Genomic DNA, 19,317 nt, shown 5'->3' with positions numbered 1-19,317 from the left:
GCACCCGCCGACCCGGCCCCGGCGCCCGCGCGCTCCGCCGCCTCGGCGGCCGCCGCCGCAGCCGCCGCCAGCGCGGCGGCCTGCGCCAGCCGGGCCTCCTCGGCCCGCTGCAGCGCCTCCTCCGCCCGGCGCCGCTGCTCCTCGCGCGCCAGCTCGCGCTGCCGCTGGAGCTCCGCCCGGGCGGCCGCCTCCTCGGCGAGCCGCTTGCGCTCGGCCTCCTCGGCCGCCTTGCGCGCCTCCTCCTCGGCGCGGCGCGCGGCTTCCTCCTCCGCCCGGCGGCGGGCCTCCTCCTCGGCCTTCTTCCGGGCCTCCTCGGCCGCCTTGCGCGCGGCCTCGGCGGCGGCCCGCTCGGCCTCCTCCTTGGCCAGCCGCTCCTTCTCCGCCTGCTCGGCCCGCAGCTGCGCCAGCACCTCCTGGCGCTTGCGCTCGGCGGCCTCCTCCTCGGCGCGCTTGCGGGCCTCCTCCTCGGCCCGGCGCCGCGCCTCCTCGGCCGCCTTGCGCTCCTGCTCGGCGCGGGCGGCCTTCTCCTGCTCGGAGAGCGGCAGCTCGCGGTCGAGCCGGTGGCGGATCGAGGTGGTGACGACACCGGGGGCCTGGCTGCCGTCGACGACGAGGTAGCGCGCCGGGTCGGCGGCGGCGAGCGCCAGGAAGCCGGAGCGGACCCGCTGGTGGAACTCGGTCGGCTCGGACTCCAGCCGGTCCAGCGCCTCGGTGAAGCGCTCCCGGGCCCGGGTCGGGTCGACATCCAGGACGACGGTCAGGTCGGGCAGCAGCCCGCCGGTCGCCCAGCGCGAGATCCGGGCGACCTCGGTGGCGGCCAGGTCGCGGCCGGCGCCCTGGTACGCGATGGACGAGTCCATGTACCGGTCGGTGATGACCACCGCGCCGCGGGCCAGCGCCGGGCGGATCACGTTCTCGACGTGCTCGGCCCGGTCGGCCGCGTAGATGAGGGCCTCGGCGCGGTGCGACAGGCCGGTGTTGCCGACGTCCAGGACCAGCCCGCGCAGCCGCTGGCCGACCGGGCTGCCGCCGGGCTCGCGGGTGAGCACCACCTCGTGGCCCTTGCCGCGGATCCACTCGGCGAGCGCCTGCGCCTGGGTGGACTTCCCGGCGCCGTCGCCGCCCTCCAGGGCGATGAAGAACCCGGTGCCCGCCCGGTGCGGGGCCGGGCCGGTGGCGCCGCGCACCGCGTCGGCCAGGTCGCGGCCGAACGGGACGGTGCCGCGCCGGTCGTCGGTGCGCAGCAGCACGACGGCGGCCAGCACCAGGGTGAGCAGTCCGGCGGTGGCGACCGCGAGGGCCGCGCCGCCGTGGATGAAGGTGAACGCGCCGGGCTCGACCGTGCCGTACTCGACGTCCCCGTAGGCGGCGGCGATCAGCGGGACGCCGACCAGCGCGGCGCCGACGACGACCCGCAGCACCGCGTACAGGTGCTCGGTGACCTGCGGCAGCCGGACCTCCTCGACCTCCTGGGCGAGCAGGGTGCGGCCGGTGGAGATCACCACTCCGGCGGCCAGCGCGGCCAGCACGGTGAGCAGCAGGACGAGCACGAAGTCCGCCACCAGGCCGGCCAGGATCAGCGCGACGCCCTCGGTGATCAGGGCGAGCGCGAGCAGCCGGCGGCGGGAGAGCGCGGGCAGGACGCCCCGGGTGAGCCGGATGCCGAGCGCGGGGACGCCGGCGGCGGCCAGCGCCAGCAGGCCGTAGCCGATCGGCCCGGCGCCGTGCTCGACGGCGGTCAGCAGGGACAGCGCGGCGACCCCGGCCATCGTGGCGTACCCGGCGGAGACCGCGAAGGTGAAGTACGGGGCGGAGCCGGTGCGGCCCTTGGCGAGGGCGGGGCCGGGGGACGCGTCGGTCGGGGCGCGCAGGCCCCGCAGCGGCGGGACCGGCCGCACCCGGGCCGGGCCGCCGGGCAGCTCCTGGAGGTGGACCCGGGCGGCCGAGACGGCGAACAGGGCGGCCGCGCCGAGGGCGGCGAAGGTGGTCTGGTGGGCGCGCAGCCAGTCCGAGCCGAGAGCGGCGAAGACGTTGTTGAGCAGCGTCAGCGCGACCAGCGCGGCGGCGCCGAGCGGCACGGTGGCCCAGCCGGTGCGGTGGTCGAGGGTGCGGACGGTGTCCAGGTTGGCGGCGGACGGGCGCCGCTCGGCCACCGGGGCGTACGCGTCGGCGGGCGGCAGCAGCCCCTGGACGGCGGCGGCCCTGGCGATCGCCCAGACCCGCTCGGCCGCGCTGGTCAGGAAGACGGTGGCGAGCAGGAGCCAGGTCGCGGCGCCGGAGGGCTCCTGACCGGACCCCAGCCAGACGACCCACCAGGGGGCGACACCGATCAGCACGGCGCGCAGCGCGTTGGCCCCGAACAGGGTCCAGCGCCGGTCGAGCTTCCCGTCGAGCAGCCCGTGCACCGGGCCGAGCAGGGCGGCGCCGACCAGTCCGGTGGCGGCCAGCCGGGTGGCGAGGACGGCGGCGACCGCGAAGGCGAGGCTGCGCGGCAGGTCGCCGAAGGAGCGGCCGAGCACGGCGGCGACCACGGTGAGCATGAGCAGCACCAGCAGGCCGAGCCGGTCGGCGGTGCCGCCGATCAGCTGGGTGATCCACAGCCGCCGGAAGGGGCGCAGCCGCAGCAGCGCCCGGATCCGCTCGCCGGCGGTTCCGGCGGGCGCGGTCTCCGGCCGGTCGGGCGTGCCGGTACCGGCGGCCGCCGCGGCGCTGGGGGTGGGCTGCTCCTCGCTCGTCATACGGTCAGCGTAGCGGTCGGGCATCGCGCAAAAGAGGGGAGCGCGGCTCCGGAAGGACCTCGCCACCGTGTTGTGACGATCCGCGCACGACCCTGTCACGCCGGTCCCGGGCCCGCGCCGGGGGAACGGTCCGGGGCCGCCGGGGCCGCACCGGGGGAACGGCCCGGGGCCGCCCGGGGAACGGCCCGGGCCCGCGCCGCCGGGGCGGACGCGGGCCCGGGTGCGACCGACCGGAGGTCAGCCCTCGTCGGTGGCGGTGGTCCCGCTCGCCGCGGTCTTGCTCGCGGCGGCCTTGGCCGTGGTCTTCTTGGCCGCCGCCGTCTTGGTGGCCGCCTTCTTCGTGGTGGTGGTCTTCTTCGCCGCCGTCTTGGCCGCCGTGGTGGTCTTCTTGGCGGCGGTCTTGGCCGTGGTCTTCTTGGCCGCGGCCTTCTTGGCGGGAGCCTTCTTCGCCGTCTTCTTCACCGGCCCGCGCGCCCGCTTCTCGGCGAGCAGCTCGTAGCCGCGCTCGGGGGTGATCGTCTCGACCGCGTCGTCCTTGCGGAGCGTGGCATTGGTCTCGCCGTCGGTCACGTACGGCCCGAACCGGCCGTCCTTGACCACCACCGGACGCTCGCTGACCGGGTCGGTGCCCAGCTCCTTGAGCGGCGGCGCGGCGGCGGCCCGGCCGCGCTGCTTGGGCTGGGCGTAGATCGCCAGCGCCTCCTCCAGCGTGACCGTGAACAGCTGGTCCTCACCGGTGAGCGAACGGGAGTCGGTGCCGCGCTTGAGGTACGGGCCGTAGCGGCCGTTCTGCGCGGTGATCTCCACGCCCTCCGGGTCGACGCCGACCACGCGCGGCAGCGAGAGCAGCTTCAGCGCGTCCTCCAGCGTGACGGTGTCCAGCGACATCGTCTTGAAGAGGGAGGCGGTGCGCGGCTTGACCGCGTTCTTGCCGGTCTTGGGCGTGCCCTCGGGCAGGATCTCGGTGACGTACGGGCCGTAGCGGCCGTCCTTGGCGACGAGCATGTTGCCGCTGACCGGGTCCGCGCCGAGCTCGTAGTCGCCGCTGGGGCGGGCCAGCAGTTCCTCGGCCAGCTCGACGGTCAGCTCGTCCGGCGGCAGCTCGTCCGGGATGTCGGCGCGCTGGCCGGGCTCGCCCTCGACCTCGGAGGCGCGCTCCACGTACGGGCCGTAGCGGCCGACCCGCAGGGTGATGTCGTCGCTGACCCGGAACGAGCTGATCTCCCGGGCGTCGATCGCGCCGAGGTCGGTGACCAGTTCCTTCAGGCCGCCCAGGTGGTCGCCGTCGCCGTTGCCGGCCTCGGCGGCGCCGCCCGCGGCCGCACCCTCGCCCTCACCGAAGTAGAAGCGCTTCAGCCACGGCACGGACTGCGCCTCGCCGGCCGCGATCCGGTCGAGGTCGTCCTCCATCTTCGCGGTGAAGTCGTAGTCGACCAGCCGGCCGAAGTGCTTCTCCAGCAGGTTGACCACGGCGAAGGAGAGGAACGACGGCACCAGCGCCGTCCCCTTCTTGAAGACGTACCGGCGGCCGATGATGGTGTCGATGATCGAGGCGTAGGTGGAGGGGCGGCCGATCTCCCGGTCCTCCAGCTCCTTGACCAGCGAGGCCTCGGTGTAGCGGGCCGGCGGCTTGGTGGCGTGGCCCTCGGGGGTGAGCTGCTCGGCGGCCAGCGGGTCGCCCTCGGTGACCTGCGGCAGCCGGCGCTCGCGGTCGTCCAGCTCGGCGTTCGGGTCGTCGGCGCCCTCGACGTAGGCCTTGAGGAAGCCGTGGAAGGTGATGATCTTGCCGGAGGCGGAGAACTCGACGTCCCGGCCGTCGGCGGCCCGGCCGCCCACCTTGACGGTGACCGACTGGCCGACCGCGTCCTTCATCTGGGAGGCGACGGTGCGCATCCAGATCAGCTCGTAGAGCTTGAAGTCGTCACCGCTCAGGCCGGTCTCGGCGGGGGTGCGGAAGCGGTCGCCGGACGGGCGGACCGCCTCGTGCGCCTCCTGCGCGTTCTTCACCTTGGAGGCGTAGGTGCGCGGCGCGTCCGGCAGGTAGTCGGCGCCGTACAGCTGGGTGACCTGGGCGCGGGCGGCGGACACGGCGGTGTCCGACAGCGTGGTGGAGTCGGTGCGCATATAGGTGATGAAGCCGTTCTCGTACAGCTTCTGGGCCACCTGCATGGTCCGCTTGGCGCCGAAGCCCAGCTTGCGGCTGGCCTCCTGCTGGAGGGTGGTGGTGCGGAACGGCGCGTACGGCGAGCGGCGGTAGGGCTTGGACTCGACGGCGCGCACCGCGAACGCGGTCTGCTCCAGGGCGGCGGCCAGCGCGCGGGCGGCCTGCTCGTCCAGGTGCAGGGTGTTGACGCTGCCCGCCTTGAGCCGGCCGTCCTGGCCGAAGTCGCGGCCGCTGGCGATCCGCTTGCCGTCGACGGCGATCAGCCGGGCGCCGAAGCTCTCCGGGTTGGCCGCGTCGGCCGGGGTGCGGCCGGTGCCGAAGGTGCCGACCAGGTCCCAGTACGAGGCCGAGCGGAACGCCATCCGCTCGCGCTCGCGCTCGACCACCAGGCGGGTCGCGACCGACTGGACGCGGCCGGCCGACAGCTTCGGCATGACCTTCTTCCAGAGCACCGGCGAGACCTCGAAGCCGTAGAGGCGGTCGAGGATGCGGCGGGTCTCCTGGGCGTCGACCAGACGCTGGTTCAGCTGGCGCGGGTTGGCCACTGCCTCCTGGATGGCGGACTTGGTGATCTCGTGGAACACCATGCGGTGCACCGGCACCTTGGGCTTGAGCACCTGCTGGAGGTGCCACGCGATGGCCTCGCCCTCGCGGTCCTCATCGGTGGCGAGGAAGAGCTCGTCGGACTCCGCCAGCAGCGACTTCAACTTGCTGACCTGCGACTTCTTGTCCGCGTTGACCACGTAGATCGGAGCGAAGTCGTGGTCCACGTCCACCCCGAGGCGGCGCACCTCGCCGGTGTACTTGTCCGGGACCTCGGCGGCCGTGCTCGGCAGGTCGCGAATGTGCCCGACGCTCGCCTCGACGATGTAGCCGGGGCCCAGGTAGCCCTTGATCGTCTTCGCCTTGGCCGGCGACTCGACAATGACGAGTCGCTGTCCGTGCGCGGTCTCGCTGCTCGGGGACACCTTCGCTCTTCTCTCCCGGTCGTTACGTGAGCTGGTCGGCGCTGGCAGCACGGGCTGCGCTCCGCCCGACCCCTCCACCGTCCCGGGGCTGCCGCTGTACGACGACCCCACCAGCGGAGTGTGACCGTACCCCGGCCACCCTTGTCAAACGGACGGATCCCGCGATTTCACCGGCAAGGCCGACCGACGCCACTCGAACGGTAACCCGACGGCGACGGATCGCGCCCTGCGGAGGGGGGCTTCGGCGGGTTTCGAAGGATGGAATGACGGATTTCAAAATCTGTCAACGGAATATCGGGTCCCGGATCCGGCCGGGGCGGGGGCGGATCGGCGCGGAGGTGGTGCGGGGGCAGTGCGGGGGTGGTGCGGGGCGGGCGGGGCGGCTACCGGGCGACGAGCAGCAGGAGCGCCCCGGCGGCCAGGCAGCCGAGGCCGAGCGCCGTCCACAGCAGGTCGGCGACCACGGTCCGCGGACCGGACTCCTCCGGCGCGAGCACCGCGAGGCCGGGGCGGCGGGGGTCGTAGGCGATCCGGACGGAGGTGCCCGGCACGAGCCGGGGCGGACGGCGCAGCGGGGTGTGGCCGCGCGGGCGGGTCAGCACCAGCTCGCACGCCTCCACGGCCAGGGCCCCGGCTCCGGGCACTCCGACGGCCGTGTGCTCGGTGGCGAAGGAGAGCAGGGGCGCGCTGTCGAGCTCGCCGTGCGCGTCGGACTCCGCGACCACGGTCGCGACGGCCGGCCGGCCTCGGCGGCGCACTCGGTGGCGCAGGCGCACTTCGGCGGCGCACCAGAGCAGAAGTGCGCCGCCGAAGAGGGCGAGTACCGCGCCCCCCGCCGTCGCCGTCGTCGTGTCCACCCCAGCCGCCCCCAGCTCTGTCCACAGCCTGTGGACAGAGCTTCACAGTCCGGGGCCAACGAGGGGCAGAGGTTCGGCGAACGGCCGACGAACCGGGGGAAGCCGGAAGGTGAACCGGACCGGGGCGTCTCCTCCCGGACCGTCGGGCTCCCGGACCACCGGACCGTCGGGTCCCGGACCGTCGGGGCTCGCCGGATCCTGGACCGCCGGGGCTCAGGCCACCGGGCGGATGAACCCCTGCTCGGTGAGCAGCCGCAGCGACTCCGGCGTCCGGTCCCGCAGCACGACCCGGTCCTCGCCGAGCAGCTGGGCGATCGCGTCGACGATCTCGCCCGCCGACAGCGTCCCGTCGCAGACCCCGACGAAGCCCGCGCCCACCGTGTCCACCTTGGTGGCCCGGCGCATACCGCGGTTGTGCCGCAGGATCACGTGCTCCGGGTCCTCCGCCCCCGGCGCGCCCACCTGCTCCTGGACCACCTCGTCGGCCAGCACGTACCGCGCCGCCAGCAGACCCGCGTCGTCGTGGGTACGCAGGAAGTCCTGCCGGTCGAACCACTCCTCGATGTGCGGGCCGAGCGGCTGCTCCACCGGGTGCGGCCACTCCTCCACCCGGACGGTCGGCCGCTCGGCGCCGCCCGCCCGCAGGGTGATCCAGCCGAAGCCGATGCCCTCGACCCGGCCGGCCTCGAAGGCGTCCAGCCACTCGCCGTAGCGCGCCCGGTAGTCGCCGCCGGGGCCGCGGTGGTCACCGCCGTCGCGCAGCCAGAGCTCCGCGTACTGGGCCACGTCCTGCACCTCGCGCTGGACGATCCAGGCGTCCAGCCCGGTGCCGGCCACCCAGCCGGCCAGCCGGTCGTGCCAGTCCTCGCCCCTGACGTGCTGCCAGTTGGCCAGCAGCTGGCAGTAGCCGCCCGGCTCCAGGTGCGCGGCGGCCGAGCGGACCAGGCTGCGGCAGAGGTCGTCACCGGCCATCCCGCCGTCGCGGTAGGTGAACCGGCCGGCCGGGGAGATCACGAACGGCGGGTTGGAGACGATCAGGTCGAACCGCCGCTCCCCCACCGGCTCGAAGAGGCTGCCGGTGGCGGTCTCCGTGTTGTCGAAACCGGACAGCGCGAGGGTCAGCTCGGTGAAGCGCAGCGCCCGCGCGTTGAGGTCGGTGGCGGTCACCCGCTGGGCGTGCCGGGCGGCGTGCAGCGCCTGCACCCCGGAGCCGGAGCCGAGGTCCAGCACCGAGCGGACCGGCCGGCGCACCGTGATGTTGGCCAGCGTGGTGGACGCGCCGCCCACCCCGAGCACCAGGTCCTTGCGGTCCACGCCGTGCGCGGTCTCGCCGGAGCCGATCCCGCCCGCGCCGCCGACCGCGCAGCCCAGGTCGGAGACCACCCAGGCGTCCGAACCCGGCAGCCCGGCGACCTCGTTGGCGTAGGGGCGGATGTCCACGGTGGCGCGCACCAGTTCGCCGTCGGGGCGCAGCCAGCCGTCGGCCAGGCAGTCCTCCACCGGCAGCGCGGCGGCGGCCGCCTTGTACGGCACGGGCTGCTGCAGCAGGAAGAGCCGCACCAGCGTCTCCAGCGGGCTGCCGCCGCGGGTCACGCGCAGCGCGGGCACCGCCTCGCTGCGGGCCAGCGCTGCGTACCCGGTGGGCCCGAGCAGGTCCAGGCAGCCGTCGGCGGTGTACGAGGCGGCGAGCAGCGCCTCGCGCAGTTTGGCGAGGCGGGTCGGGTCGAGAGCGGGGCTACTGATCACCCCGCCATTGTCCCCCGGGCGGTGCCCCCTGCCTGACGTTCCCCTGCCTCCCCGTCCGCACGCCGGCGACCCCCTCGGCCGGCGGCCGAGGGGGTGTGGGTGCGCTTCTGTCCGACGTGCTCGACGCGCCGGTGCGGGTGCGGGTGCGGGTGTCCGGTGGGGTCCGGTCGGTCAGCTCGCCGAGGGGGCGGGGGCGCCCGCCGCCGGGCCCGCGCCGTCGGTGGCGCCCGCTGCGGGGGTCTCCGCGGGAGCGCCCGAGGGGGCGTCCGTGGGCGCGCCGGAGGCCGCGTCCGTCGGGGTGGCCGCCGGCGTGCCCGTCGAGCCGGCCGTCGGAGCGGCGGCCGCCGACCCCGGCTTGCACCCCTCCTGCTTGGCCATCGCCGCGCCGAGGTCGCCGCGCTGCAGCTTGCCCTGGGCCTGGGTGGAGAGCGCGGACAGCTGGCGGATCTGGTCGCCCACGCTGCGCAGCCCGTCGGCGAACTTCGACTGGTCGTCGTTGGCGAGCGCGTCCAGCTTCTTCTGGATGTCGAGGTAGCCGTCGGCCGCCTTGTTGAGCTCGGCGACGGTGTCCTTCTGCAGGGTCGCGCCGTCGTCCACCTTGGGGGCGCCGGCCCCGTCGATGGCCGCGGCGATGTCCTGGTTGGTCTTGGCCAGCCGGCCGATGTCCGCCGAGAGGCGCTTCTGGAGGTCGGCCGGGGCCTCGCCGGCCTTCACCTCCGCGGTGTCCGCCAGCGCGGTCTGCGCCTGGGCGATCGGGTCCTTGGCCGCGCCGCACACGTTCGCCGCCCAGGACTCCAGCTGCTTGCTGTTGTCGTCGCCGCAGCCGACGGCGCCGAACGCGAGCAGCGCCCCGAGCACGGGTACGGCCAGCAGTCGCTTGTTCACCGGGAGAAGCCCTTTCGGTTTCGGTCGTCGAACTGCGAACCTACACGGCCGCTGTCCGACTCCCGGTTCCCGCCCGGGCCTCCTCCCGCCGCCCGGCGCCTGGCCGCGCCGGGTCCCGCCGCTCAGAGCGCGAGGGCGTCCACCGAGGCGGGCCAGCTCATCCGGATCAGTCCGCCGCCGGCACCGGCGGTGACCTCCAGGTCCTCGACCAGGCCGGTGAGCACCGCCAGGCCGAGGGCGTCCTCGTCCGGCTCCGTGCCGTCCGCCGTGCCGGTGCTCGGGACGGTGTCGAGACCGGCCTCGTCCTCGACCTCGATGAGGAAACGCTTCTGCTGGTCGATCAGGGCGACGCGTACCGCGCCCTTGACGTCCCCGCGCCGGTGCAGGCCGACCGCGCGGGAGCACGCCTCGCCCACGGCGAGCCGCACCTCGTCGAGCACCGACTCGTCCACCCCGGCCCGTCTGGCGACTGCCGCGGCCACCAGCCGGGCCGTTCGCACGTGCTCGGGGAGCGCGCTGAATCGAAGTTCGACGGTTGCCATCTCTTCCCCCTCGGGGTGCTCCGACCGGGGCCGGGCTCACGGCCCCTGCGGGTTGGTGTCGACCGGCCGGCCCTGGGGCGGCCGGACGGGCCGGGGCACGGGGCCCCGGCTCCCGGACGCGTAGCGATCGGGCGGGCCGGCCACCTGGGCCGACCCGGCCGGATCAGTCCGTCCTGCGGATCAGTCGGTCGCCTGGACCGCGTCGTCCACCGAGTTGTGGATCGGGAAGACCTTGGTCAGACCCGTGATCCGGAAGATCTTCAGAATGCGCTCCTGGTTGCACACCAGGCGCAGCGAGCCCTCGTGGGCACGCACCCGCTTCAGACCGCCCACCAGCACGCCGAGGCCCGTGGAGTCCAGGAAGTCCACGCCCTCCATGTCGACGACGAGGTGGTAGCTGCCGTCGTTGACGAGCTCGACCAGCTGCTCGCGCAGCTTGGGGGCGGTGTACACATCGATCTCGCCGCCAACCTCGACGACCGTGCGGTCGCCGACTGTACGGGTCGACAGGGACAGGTCCACGGAACCTCCAGCACCTTGCCTTGCTACGTCATTGCGATCCTCGGCCGGACGGCCGTCACCGCATGGTCGCGAGCCCCGGGCACACCAGCCAGTGCGTGGCAAGCCTCAGCGCTGCGACCCCCGGCCGTACGGCCGTCACGGCCACATTCAACCACCTGCGACCATGCCCGCACGATGGCTTAGGACGATTCTCCGTCACGCCGGTGACACACTGGGTCCTCATGCCGCCGCGTCACAGCCTGCCCGAGGCACTGCTCACGACCCTGTCCACCACCCGAGGGCGGTCGGACCGGCTCACCCATACGGAGCACCTTCCCGCCCGGCCCGCCCGTTATGCACCGTGGCCCGACTGGATCCGGCCCGAGATCATCGCATCCGCCCAGGCCATGGGTGTCCGGCAGCCCTGGGCCCACCAGACGGAGGCGATGAACCTGGCCAAATCCGGTCAATCTGTGGTGATCGCCACAGGGACCGCCTCGGGCAAGTCCCTCGGCTACCTGGGGCCGGTGCTCTCCGACCTGCTGGACGGCACCGAGGCGCCCAACGGCCGGGGTGCCACCGCGCTCTACCTCGCCCCGACCAAGGCGCTCGCCGCCGATCAGCGCCGCCGGGCCGCGGAACTCGCCCCGCCCCGCGTCCGGGCCGCCCTCTACGACGGCGACACCCCGCCCGAGGAACGCGAGTGGGTGCGCCAGTACGCGTCCTACGTCCTCACCAATCCGGACATGCTGCACCGCGGCATTCTGCCCGCGCACGCCCGCTGGTCCTCCTTCCTCAAGACCCTGCGCTACGTCGTGGTCGACGAGTGCCACGGCTACCGCGGGGTCTTCGGCTCCCACGTGGCCCAGGTGCTGCGCCGGCTGCGGCGGATCTGCGCCCGCTACGGCTCCTCGCCCGTCTTCCTGCTCGCCTCCGCCACCACCGCCGACCCCGCCGTCACCGCCCGGCGCCTCACCGGCCTGCCCGCCCAGGCGGTCTCCGAGGACGCCTCCCCGCGCGGCCCGATGGTCTTCGGGCTGTGGGAGCCCCCGCTCACCGAGAACGTCGGCGAACACGGCGCGCCCGTCCGCCGCACCGCCACCGCCGAGGCCGCCCACCTGTTGACCGACCTGGTCGAACGGGAGACCCGCACGGTCGTCTTCGTCCGCTCCCGGCGCGCCGCCGAGCTCGTCGCGTTGCAGACCCAGGACCAGCTCCCCCGCCCGCTCGCCGACCGGGTCGCCGCCTACCGCGGCGGCTACCTCGCCGACGAGCGCCGGTCCCTGGAGCGCGAACTGCAGTCCGGCCGGCTGCTCGGCCTCGCCTCCACCTCCGCCCTCGAACTCGGCGTCGACATCTCCGGCCTGGACGCCGTCCTGATGGCCGGCTATCCGGGCACCCGGGCCTCGCTGTGGCAGCAGGCCGGCCGGGCCGGGCGCGAGGCCCAGGGTGCGCTCGCCGTGCTGATCGCCCGGGACGACCCGCTGGACACCTACCTGGTGCACCACCCGGAGGCCCTGTTCGCCACCCCGGTCGAGGCCACCGTGCTCGACCCGGACAACCCGCACGTGCTCGCCCCGCACCTGTGCGCGGCCGCCGCCGAACTGCCGCTCACCGATCCGGACCTCGACCTGTTCGGGCCCTCGGCCGCGCCGCTGCTGCCGGTGCTGGAGCGGCGCGGGCTGCTCCGCCGACGCGGCGGCGCCTGGTACTGGACCCGCCGTGAACGGGCCGCCGACGCCGTCGACCTGCGGGGCAGCGGAGGCAGCCCGGTGCAGATCGTCGAGGCGCCGACCGGCCGGCTGCTCGGCACCGTGGACGCCTCCGCCGCCCACACCACCGTGCACACCGGGGCCGTCCACCTCCACCGGGGCCGCACCTACCTCGTCCGGGACTTCGACCTGGACAGCTCGGTCGCCCTGGTCGAGCCCGCCGACCCGCCCTACACCACCGCCGCCAGGGACATCACCTCCGTCTCCGTGCTCTCCACCGACACCACCGTCGAGTGGGGCGAGGGCCGGCTCAGTTTCGGTTCGGTGGAGGTGGTCAACCAGGTGGTCGGCTACCTCCGCAAGCGGATCTCCACCGGCGAGATCATGGGCGAGAGCAAGCTCGACCTGCCGCCCCGGACCCTGCGCACCCGGGCCGTGTGGTGGTCGGTCACCGAGGACCAGCTGCTCGACGCCGACATCCCGCCCGACCAGCTGCCCGGTGCCGCCCACGCCGCCGAACACGCCTCGATCGGCCTGCTCCCGCTCTTCGCCACCTGTGACCGCTGGGACATCGGCGGTGTCTCGGTGCCGCTGCACCCCGACACCGGGCTGCCCACCGTGTTCGTCTACGACGGCCACCCCGGCGGGGCCGGCTTCGCCGAACGCGGCTTCCAGCGGGCCGTGCAGTGGCTGACCGCCACCCGGGAGGCGATCGCCGTCTGCGAGTGCGAGCGCGGCTGCCCCTCCTGCGTGCAGTCGCCCAAGTGCGGCAACGGCAACGACCCGCTGGACAAGGCGGCGGCGGTCCGGCTGCTGGACGTGCTGCTCGCCGGTGCTCCCTCGGCCGCCGCGGGGACCGGCCGGGACGGAGCAGCCGGACGGTCCGCACCGTCGGAGCGGTCCGGACGATCCGACCGGGCCGGAGACGACGGTCCGGACGGGCCGGGCCGATCCGACGGGCCGGCCGCCATGCCGACGCACACGGCGGACCCCACGGAGGCGGCCCAGGCGGCAGCCGAGGCGGCCGACGGCGCCGACGCGGTGGCCCGGGCGGCCGAGCGGGAATCGGGTCGCGAAGCGGGTCGGGCGGCCGAGCGGAGGCGGGAGGCGCCCACCGACGGGGACTCGCCGGGAGCTTCATGAGCCACCCCCGACCGGCCCGGGCCCGCCCAGTGCGGCCCGAGCGTCCTCGTCGGTCGGCGACACCGGCGCCCTGACCGGTCCGGCCCTGGCCCGCCCCAGGGCCGGACCGACCGGCAGGCGCGGCGGCAGCCCGGTGACGGGCACCTGCGCCACCACCTCGACGGCGTCCTCCTCCCGGTCCACCGCGCAGGCGACCACGGTGGCCGCCTGCGCGGCCGCCACGGCCTCGGCCCGGCCACAGCCGCCGTCCGCGTCCAGCAGCAGCCGGTCGGCCGCCGCGAGCGCCGCCAGATCGGCGGCGGACTCCGCCCGGTGCCGGGCGCCGACCACCGCGCCCACCGAGAGCGCCGCCGTGCAGGCCAGGCAGCCGAGCAGCACGAAGGCCAGCAGCCAGACCGTCGCCGACCCGGTGTCGGCCCGTCGCGGAGCCGCCCGCGCCCTCAACCCGTCCATGGATCCGCACCTCCCTCCGCTCCCCGCAGGGTGTCCTCCCGGGCCGCGACGGCGCTGGCGCTCAGCCGCACCGCTAGCACCTCCGCGAACCGCCCCGGCGCCCCGTAGGGCGCGTCCACGGTGACCCGGACGGTGTCCGGCGCCAGGTCGACCAGGACCGCCGCCCCGGCCGGGGCGGCCGCCCGTGCCACCCCGGCGGCATCCGGCTCGCCGCGCGCGGCCGCCCTGGCGCCCACCCGCGCCGCGTCGACGCAACGGAGCTGGGCGGCCGCCGCGAGCACGGCCCAGACCAGCAGCACGCCCAGCAGCACCAGCGCCGGCAGCGCGACGGCGGTCTCGGCGGTGACGAACCCGCCGTCACCACGCCCGTCACCACGCCCGTCACCGCGCCGACGCCGCTGCCGCCGCCGGTACCGCCGGTGCAGCCCCGACGGCCGGTCAGGTCGCATGGAGCGCCCGGTCCAGGGCGCCGGCCAGCGCTTCCAGCACGGCCGCGCTGGTCGCCACCTTGTACAGCGCGGCCCCCAGGGCGCAGGCGCCGAGCGTGCCGACCGCGTACTCGGCGGTGGTCATCCCCGCGTCCCGGCCGCCCCGGGACCGGTTCCTTCCCCGGACCGCCGTCCGGATCGCCGTCCGGATCCTCCGCGTCGCCCCGGGAGCGGCGACGGCCGCGTTCCTGATCGCCAGGTTCATGGGTTCCTCCTTGCATCGATTCGGTTCGGTGGTGCGTCACATCACGGACGAAAAGCGGCTGGTGAGCCCCATGACCACCGGGGCGACACCGACCAGGACGAACGCCGGGAGGAAGCACAGCCCGAGCGGCGCGGTCGCGAGCACCCCGGCCCGGCGGACCCGGACGTGCGCCATCCGGACGGCTTCCGCCCGCCGGCCGCTCGCGAGCCCGGAGAGCGCTGCCGCCGCCGGGGCGCCGCTCAGGCTCGTCCGGACCAGGCACCGGGCCAGCGGCGCCAACGGCGGGTGCTCCTCGCCGAGCCGCCGCCAGCAGACCTCCGGCGGTGATCCGAGGGCGAGTTCGGCCGCGGTCGACAGCAGCCGCGGACCCATCGGGGCGTCCACGCTCGCCCCGACCGCCGCCACGGCCTCGGCCGGCGAGGCCGCCGATCCGAGGCAGGCCGCCAACAGCTCGGCGGTGAACGGCAGCTGCCGCACCAGCCGCTCCTGCTCCAGCGCGGCCCGCCGCTCCGCCGGGGAGCGCGCCCGGGGCATCCACCGGTGCAGCCCGAGCGCGAGCAGTCCGCCCGCCACCAGACCTCCCGGTCCTCCGACGAAGGCCGCCGCCCCGAGCCCGGCCGCCACCGCGGTCGCCGCCTGCCGGGCCCGGCCGGGGAGAACGGGACTCCCTCGTGCCGCCGTCCGCCGTCCGGCCCTCCGCGGCCCGGGCGCGTCCCCGGTGCCCAGCAGGGCGTCGGCCCGCCGTCGCGCCCGCCACCCGCGCCGGGCCGGAGCACCGGCCACCACGGCCAGCAGCACCCCCAGGGAGGCCGACGCCGCCAGCCCGCTCATCCGCACCCCACCTCCCCTCGGACCGCCCGCTCCGGCCGGCCGGGCCGGCTGCGGACCCGGCTGATCCCGCACCTCCACTCCCCCGCGGGCGGCGGGCTCTCCCGCACCGGTCTCCCCACCGGCTCCCGCAGCGGTTCCCGCACCGGGGCGGAACCCAGGGGGCCTTCGGCAGCCGCCCGGACGATACGGCCGGTCCAGGCCAGGCCCACCGCCTCCAGGGCCGCGCCCGCCACCAGGGCGGCGAGCCCGGCGGGCGTGTGGAGCAGCACCTCCAGCGGTCTCGCCCCGAGAGCCGCGCCCAGCAGCAGCCCGGCGAGCGGAAGGGCCGCGAGGACCGCGACGGTGGTGCGCGGCGCCGCCAGCTCGGCGCCGATCTCCTCCTCCAGGGCCCGCTCCACGCGCAGGGCCTCGGCCACCCCGTCCAACCCGGCCGCCAGTCCCGAGCCACCGACGCAGGAGACCTCCCAGCAGGCGGCGACCGCCGCCGCCCCGCTCCCGCCCGGGAGTTCGGCGAGCAACCGGAACGCGGCGGGCACGTCCCCGCCGAACCGGCCCGCCGCGAGCCGGGCGACCGGTTCGGCACCGATCCGGCGCAGTGCCACGGGATCGGCGGCGAGCCGCGTGGTCACCAGGTGCAGCGCCTGCTCGGGCGTCGCCCCTCCGCGCAACTCGCCCGCCAGCGCGGCGCAGAGCTCCACCACGGCCGCCGCCCGGTGCCCCGCCTCCACGGCCGTCGCGCGCCGCAGCCGCCACCGCCGCACCGGCAGGACCGCGGGAACGGCCGCCAGCACCGGGACGGGCGATCCCGTCGCCCAGCCGGCCGCCAAGCCCCCGGGCAGGAGCAGCAGTTCGGGTGCGCCGCGGACGGGCCGCCAGAGCCCGGCCGACCACCGCACGCACGCGGCCGCCGCGCCGCCACCCTCGGCCCCGGCGGAACCCGCGGAACCGGCGGCACCGGCGGCACCGGCGGCCAGGACACCGGAGCCGTCCGCCAGCAGCGCACCGGCCCGGCGCACGCCCGCCGACTGCCGCTGCACCCCGCACCACGCCGCCACCGCGGCCCCGCAGAGCACCAGCACCCACACCACGGCCACCTCGTCACCCGCCATGGACGCCACCTCCCTCGCCATCGCCCTCGCCATCGCCCTCACCGCTCCGCTCCCCTCGTCCCCCCGGTCCGCCCTCCGGTCTGCCGCCCGGTCCGCCGCCCGGCCGGAGCAGCAGCAGCGCGCCCGCCGCACAGCCACCCATCAGCAGGGCGAACAGCAGCTCCGCCGGCCCCGCCGTCACGGCCCGCCCTCCTCGACGGGCGCCCCACGAGCGGCGAGCAGACCGGTCAGCCGCTCCCACCCGGGCCCCGGAACAGTGGCGCCGTCCGCCGTGAAGCGCACCGCCGGGGTGGTGACGGCGAGTCCGTGCCGGTCGCCGCCCAGGGTGTGGATCTCCGCGACCCGCCGCCGCCCGCTGCCCTGGTCCCGCACCAGGTGCACCACCAGGTCGAGGGCGGCGCGGAGCTGGCTGTGCAGGGCCGGGCGGTCCAGCCCGGCCAGCGAGCCGAGCGCCTCCAGCCGGACCGGCACGTCCGCCGCCGTGTTGGCGTGGACCGTCCCGGTGCCGCCCTCGTGGCCGGTGTTGAGGGCGGCGAGCAGGTCGGCCACCTCGGGCCCGCGCACCTCGCCGATCACCAGCCGGTCGGGACGCATCCGCAGCGCCTGACGGACGAGGTCCCGCAGGGTGAGCTCGCCCAGCCCCTCCTGGTTGGGCGGCCGCCCCTGCAGGCGCACCACGTGCGGGTGGTCGGGCCGCAGCTCGGCGGAGTCCTCGGCGACGACGATCCGCTCCTCCGGACCGACCAGGCCGAGCAACGCCGCGAGCAGGGTGGTCTTCCCGGTGCCGGTACCCCCGCTGACCAGCAGCGAGAGCCGGGCCCGCACGACGGCGGCCAGCAGCTCGCCACCGCGCGGCGGGAGCGCCCCGCCGCTCACCAGCTCGTCCAGGCTGAACGGCCGGGGGCGGCACACCCGCAGCGAGATGTGGGTGCACCCGGCCGCGATCGGCGGCAGGACGGCGTGCAACCGCGTGCCGTCCGGCAGCCGGGCATCCACCCAGGGCCGGGCGTCGTCGAGCCGCCGCCCGGCCGCCGTGGCGAGGCGGTGGGCCAGCCGGCGCACCGCCTCCGGGTCGGCGAAGCGGACTCCGGTGGCCCGGCGCAGTCCACCGCCCCGGTCGAACCAGATCTCCTCCGGGCCGTTGACCAGGACGTCCGTGACGCCGGGCGCCGCCAGCAGCCGCTCCAGCGGGCCCGCACCCACCAGTTCGGCGCAGAGCGAGCGCACCGTGTCGAGGACGTCGTCGCCGCCGAGCGGCGGCCTGGCGGCGCGCAGGGCGGTCGCCACCGAGCCGGCGGTGGGCGGCGCCCCGGACTCGGCCAGCCGCAGCCGGACGGCGTCGACCAGCGCGGCGGCGCGCTCCTCCCGCGCCGTCCGGCCGTAGGGCGGCGGTCCGGTCGGGGGACCGGCCGCCGGGGCGGCCCCGGGGCCCGGGACGCTCCGCAGCGCCCGCCGCTCGCGCGGCCCGTCGCCGTCGCGGCCGATCCCGGGGCCCGCGGTCCTGCGCAGACGCACCATCAGGAGACACCTCCCTCGACCGCCGGCACCGGCGGCAGCACCTCGTCCAGGAACGCGCCGCAGAAGCGGGCGAGCGGCCCGCCCTCCCGGATCCCGGGCGGCACGCCCTGTTCGAGGTCGACGGCCAGGCCGGGCTCCGGCTCCAGCACCCCGGCGAGCTGCATCCGCAGCCCCCGGGCGACCCGGTGCGCGGGGAGCCCGAGGGGCCCCGGCGGCCGCACCACCGCCCGCACGTCGTCGAGCCGCATCCGGACGGACGCGGCCACCCGGTCGGCGGCCGCCACCGCGCGCAGTTCGGCCGGCACCACCAGCAGCGCCGTGTCGGACTGCTCCAGCGCCTGCCCCGCCGCCGGATCCAGCCGCCGGGGCACGTCGACCACCACCAGCCCGCCCCGGCGCCGGGCGGCGGCCAGGACGCTGCGCATGGCCTCGGGCGGCACCGCGAGGGTGTCGCTGCGGTCCCAGGACAGGCAGGACAGCGTGCCGAGCCGCTTGAGCGCGGGCAGCGCCCGGGCCAGTTCGGCGCCGCTCACCCGGCCCCGGGAGCCGGCGAGGTCCGGCCAGCGCAGGCCGGCGGTCGTCTCGCCGCCGAGCAGGATGTCGAGCCCGCCGCCGAGCGGGTCGCCGTCGACGAGCACGGTGCGCAGGCCCCGGCGCGCGGCGGTGACCGCGAGCGCGCAGGCCAGGGTGGACGCGCCCGCGCCGCCCCGCCCGCCGAGCACGGCGACGGTGCGCGCGGGGGTGCCGACCCCTTCGGCCGCGTCGGCGACGCGGTCGAGCAGCCAGGCCTCGGCATCGGGCAGGAACAGCACGTGCTCCGCGCCGAGTTGGACGGCCCTGACCCAGACGCCCGCGTCGTCGAGGTCCAGCCCGAGCAGCAGCACCCCGGGTCTGCGCGGCAGCCCGGCGCACTGCCCGGACCGGTCGTCGCCGACCAGGACCAGCGACGCGCCCTCCCAGAGCTCGCGCGACGGCGGGGCGCCCCGGATCAGCCGCGGCTCGGTGCCGGCCGCCGCGCAGATCCGCAGCAGCTGCTCGGCCAGGCCGTCGTCCCCGGTGAGGACGAGCGGCCCGGCGGGTTCCGGCCCGCCGGCGGTGGCGTGGTCGGTGACGGGCTTCGTCATGGCGGCTCCCCTGTCGTCCTGGTGTCCGGTCGTTCCGGCAGCCGCGCGCCGGGCCCTCGGTACGGGCCCGGCGAGCGCCGCCGGACATCACGGTGGACGGTGATCCGGATTCCGGCCGCCGGGTTCCGAATCCCTGTGGACAACTCATGGGCTGTGGACGAAAACGTTCACCCACACGGGGGGCTATTGGACAAAGAATTGACGAAACGGCCTCACGGAGATGAACCGCCATACCGGCGCAGCCGGATAGCGCCGAGCGGACCGCGCGCTCCCCCGGGCAGGTCCGGGCCGCATTACCGAAGCGGCGGGGGCCGGAGCGGGCCATGAGCGACG

At 76.3% G+C, this 19,317-nt stretch carries 15 protein-coding genes; 1 reads left to right on the top strand and 14 read right to left on the bottom strand.

Annotation, left to right across the window (positions count from 1 at the left end):
• The 7 genes from tmk to bldG form a co-directional block, all read right to left on the bottom strand.
• Positions 1–2,738 (bottom strand): dTMP kinase (gene tmk, locus ACFVVL_RS22360; protein ID WP_387677849.1); only part of this gene is annotated, 2,738 nt, incomplete at its 3' end.
• Positions 2,739–2,975: 237 nt separating this feature from the next.
• The gene (topA, locus tag ACFVVL_RS22355) at positions 2,976–5,870 is read right to left on the bottom strand and encodes a type I DNA topoisomerase (protein ID WP_387677846.1); all 2,895 of its coding nucleotides are present in this window, start codon (positions 5,868–5,870) and stop codon (positions 2,976–2,978) included.
• Positions 5,871–6,253: 383 nt separating this feature from the next.
• The gene (locus ACFVVL_RS22350) at positions 6,254–6,727 is read right to left on the bottom strand and encodes a DUF3592 domain-containing protein (protein WP_387677843.1); all 474 of its coding nucleotides are present in this window, start codon (positions 6,725–6,727) and stop codon (positions 6,254–6,256) included.
• Positions 6,728–6,940: 213 nt separating this feature from the next.
• Positions 6,941–8,473: a methyltransferase gene (locus ACFVVL_RS22345; protein ID WP_387677841.1), complete on the bottom strand. Its 1,533-nt coding sequence runs from the start codon at positions 8,471–8,473 to the stop codon at positions 6,941–6,943.
• A gap of 171 nt (positions 8,474–8,644) precedes the next feature.
• Positions 8,645–9,358, bottom strand: a complete 714-nt coding sequence (locus ACFVVL_RS22340; RefSeq protein ID WP_387677838.1) for a hypothetical protein — start codon at positions 9,356–9,358, stop codon at positions 8,645–8,647.
• Positions 9,359–9,480: 122 nt separating this feature from the next.
• The gene (locus ACFVVL_RS22335; RefSeq protein WP_387677835.1) at positions 9,481–9,900 is read right to left on the bottom strand and encodes an ATP-binding protein; all 420 of its coding nucleotides are present in this window, start codon (positions 9,898–9,900) and stop codon (positions 9,481–9,483) included.
• A gap of 180 nt (positions 9,901–10,080) precedes the next feature.
• Entirely contained in the window at positions 10,081–10,422 is a 342-nt protein-coding gene (gene bldG / locus ACFVVL_RS22330; protein ID WP_344342978.1) for an anti-sigma factor antagonist BldG, read from the bottom strand.
• A 221-nt stretch (positions 10,423–10,643) separates the two neighbouring features.
• Between bldG and ACFVVL_RS22325 the strand changes: the two genes are divergently transcribed.
• A complete protein-coding gene (locus ACFVVL_RS22325; RefSeq protein ID WP_387677832.1) occupies positions 10,644–13,256 on the top strand; it encodes a DEAD/DEAH box helicase in 2,613 nt (870 codons plus the stop codon).
• On the opposite strand, the gene ACFVVL_RS22320 is transcribed toward ACFVVL_RS22325, so the two are convergent.
• The 7 genes from ACFVVL_RS22320 to ssd all read right to left on the bottom strand — a co-directional run bounded on the left by ACFVVL_RS22320 (position 13,251) and on the right by ssd (position 18,984).
• Positions 13,251–13,709, bottom strand: coding sequence for an Rv3654c family TadE-like protein (locus ACFVVL_RS22320; protein ID WP_387677829.1), 459 nt, complete (start codon positions 13,707–13,709; stop codon positions 13,251–13,253). The genes ACFVVL_RS22325 and ACFVVL_RS22320 overlap by 6 nt on opposite strands.
• Positions 13,697–14,158: a TadE family type IV pilus minor pilin gene (locus ACFVVL_RS22315; RefSeq protein ID WP_387677826.1), complete on the bottom strand. Its 462-nt coding sequence runs from the start codon at positions 14,156–14,158 to the stop codon at positions 13,697–13,699. The genes ACFVVL_RS22320 and ACFVVL_RS22315 overlap by 13 nt, the downstream gene beginning before the upstream one ends.
• Entirely contained in the window at positions 14,148–14,402 is a 255-nt protein-coding gene (locus ACFVVL_RS22310) for a DUF4244 domain-containing protein (protein ID WP_387677823.1), read from the bottom strand. Before ACFVVL_RS22310 ends, ACFVVL_RS22315 begins: the two co-directional genes overlap by 11 nt.
• Positions 14,403–14,438: 36 nt before the next feature.
• On the bottom strand, positions 14,439–15,233 hold the full coding sequence (locus ACFVVL_RS22305; protein ID WP_387677820.1) for a type II secretion system F family protein: 795 nt from the start codon (positions 15,231–15,233) through the stop codon (positions 14,439–14,441).
• Complete coding sequence (locus tag ACFVVL_RS22300) at positions 15,230–16,342, bottom strand: type II secretion system F family protein (protein ID WP_387677817.1); 1,113 nt, start codon at positions 16,340–16,342, stop codon at positions 15,230–15,232. Before ACFVVL_RS22300 ends, ACFVVL_RS22305 begins: the two co-directional genes overlap by 4 nt.
• Positions 16,343–16,519: 177 nt before the next feature.
• Entirely contained in the window at positions 16,520–17,860 is a 1,341-nt protein-coding gene (locus tag ACFVVL_RS22295) for a TadA family conjugal transfer-associated ATPase (RefSeq protein WP_387677814.1), read from the bottom strand.
• Positions 17,860–18,984 (bottom strand): septum site-determining protein Ssd, encoded by a 1,125-nt coding sequence (gene ssd / locus ACFVVL_RS22290; protein WP_387677812.1) that lies wholly within the window; start codon positions 18,982–18,984, stop codon positions 17,860–17,862. Before ssd ends, ACFVVL_RS22295 begins: the two co-directional genes overlap by 1 nt.
• Positions 18,985–19,317: the final 333 nt, after the last annotated feature.

It is taken from the genome of Kitasatospora sp. NPDC058115, assembly GCF_042884635.1.
Lineage (GTDB): Bacteria > Actinomycetota > Actinomycetes > Streptomycetales > Streptomycetaceae > Kitasatospora.
This window is presented reverse-complemented; position numbering and strand designations above follow the sequence as displayed.

Bases quoted from the DNA above. Each gene is read 5' to 3' on its own strand.
- ACFVVL_RS22315 (WP_387677826.1), bottom strand. From the start codon at position 14,158: ATGCGACCTGACCGGCCGTCGGGGCTGCACCGGCGGTACCGGCGGCGG.
- ACFVVL_RS22320 (WP_387677829.1), bottom strand. From the start codon at position 13,709: ATGGACGGGTTGAGGGCGCGGGCGGCTCCGCGACGGGCCGACACCGGG.
- ACFVVL_RS22335 (WP_387677835.1), bottom strand. From the start codon at position 9,900: ATGGCAACCGTCGAACTTCGATTCAGCGCGCTCCCCGAGCACGTGCGA.
- ACFVVL_RS22325 (WP_387677832.1), top strand. From the start codon at position 10,644: ATGCCGCCGCGTCACAGCCTGCCCGAGGCACTGCTCACGACCCTGTCC.
- ssd (WP_387677812.1), bottom strand. From the start codon at position 18,984: ATGACGAAGCCCGTCACCGACCACGCCACCGCCGGCGGGCCGGAACCC.
- ACFVVL_RS22300 (WP_387677817.1), bottom strand. From the start codon at position 16,342: ATGGCGGGTGACGAGGTGGCCGTGGTGTGGGTGCTGGTGCTCTGCGGG.
- ACFVVL_RS22295 (WP_387677814.1), bottom strand. From the start codon at position 17,860: ATGGTGCGTCTGCGCAGGACCGCGGGCCCCGGGATCGGCCGCGACGGC.
- ACFVVL_RS22305 (WP_387677820.1), bottom strand. From the start codon at position 15,233: ATGAGCGGGCTGGCGGCGTCGGCCTCCCTGGGGGTGCTGCTGGCCGTG.
- ACFVVL_RS22310 (WP_387677823.1), bottom strand. From the start codon at position 14,402: ATGAACCTGGCGATCAGGAACGCGGCCGTCGCCGCTCCCGGGGCGACG.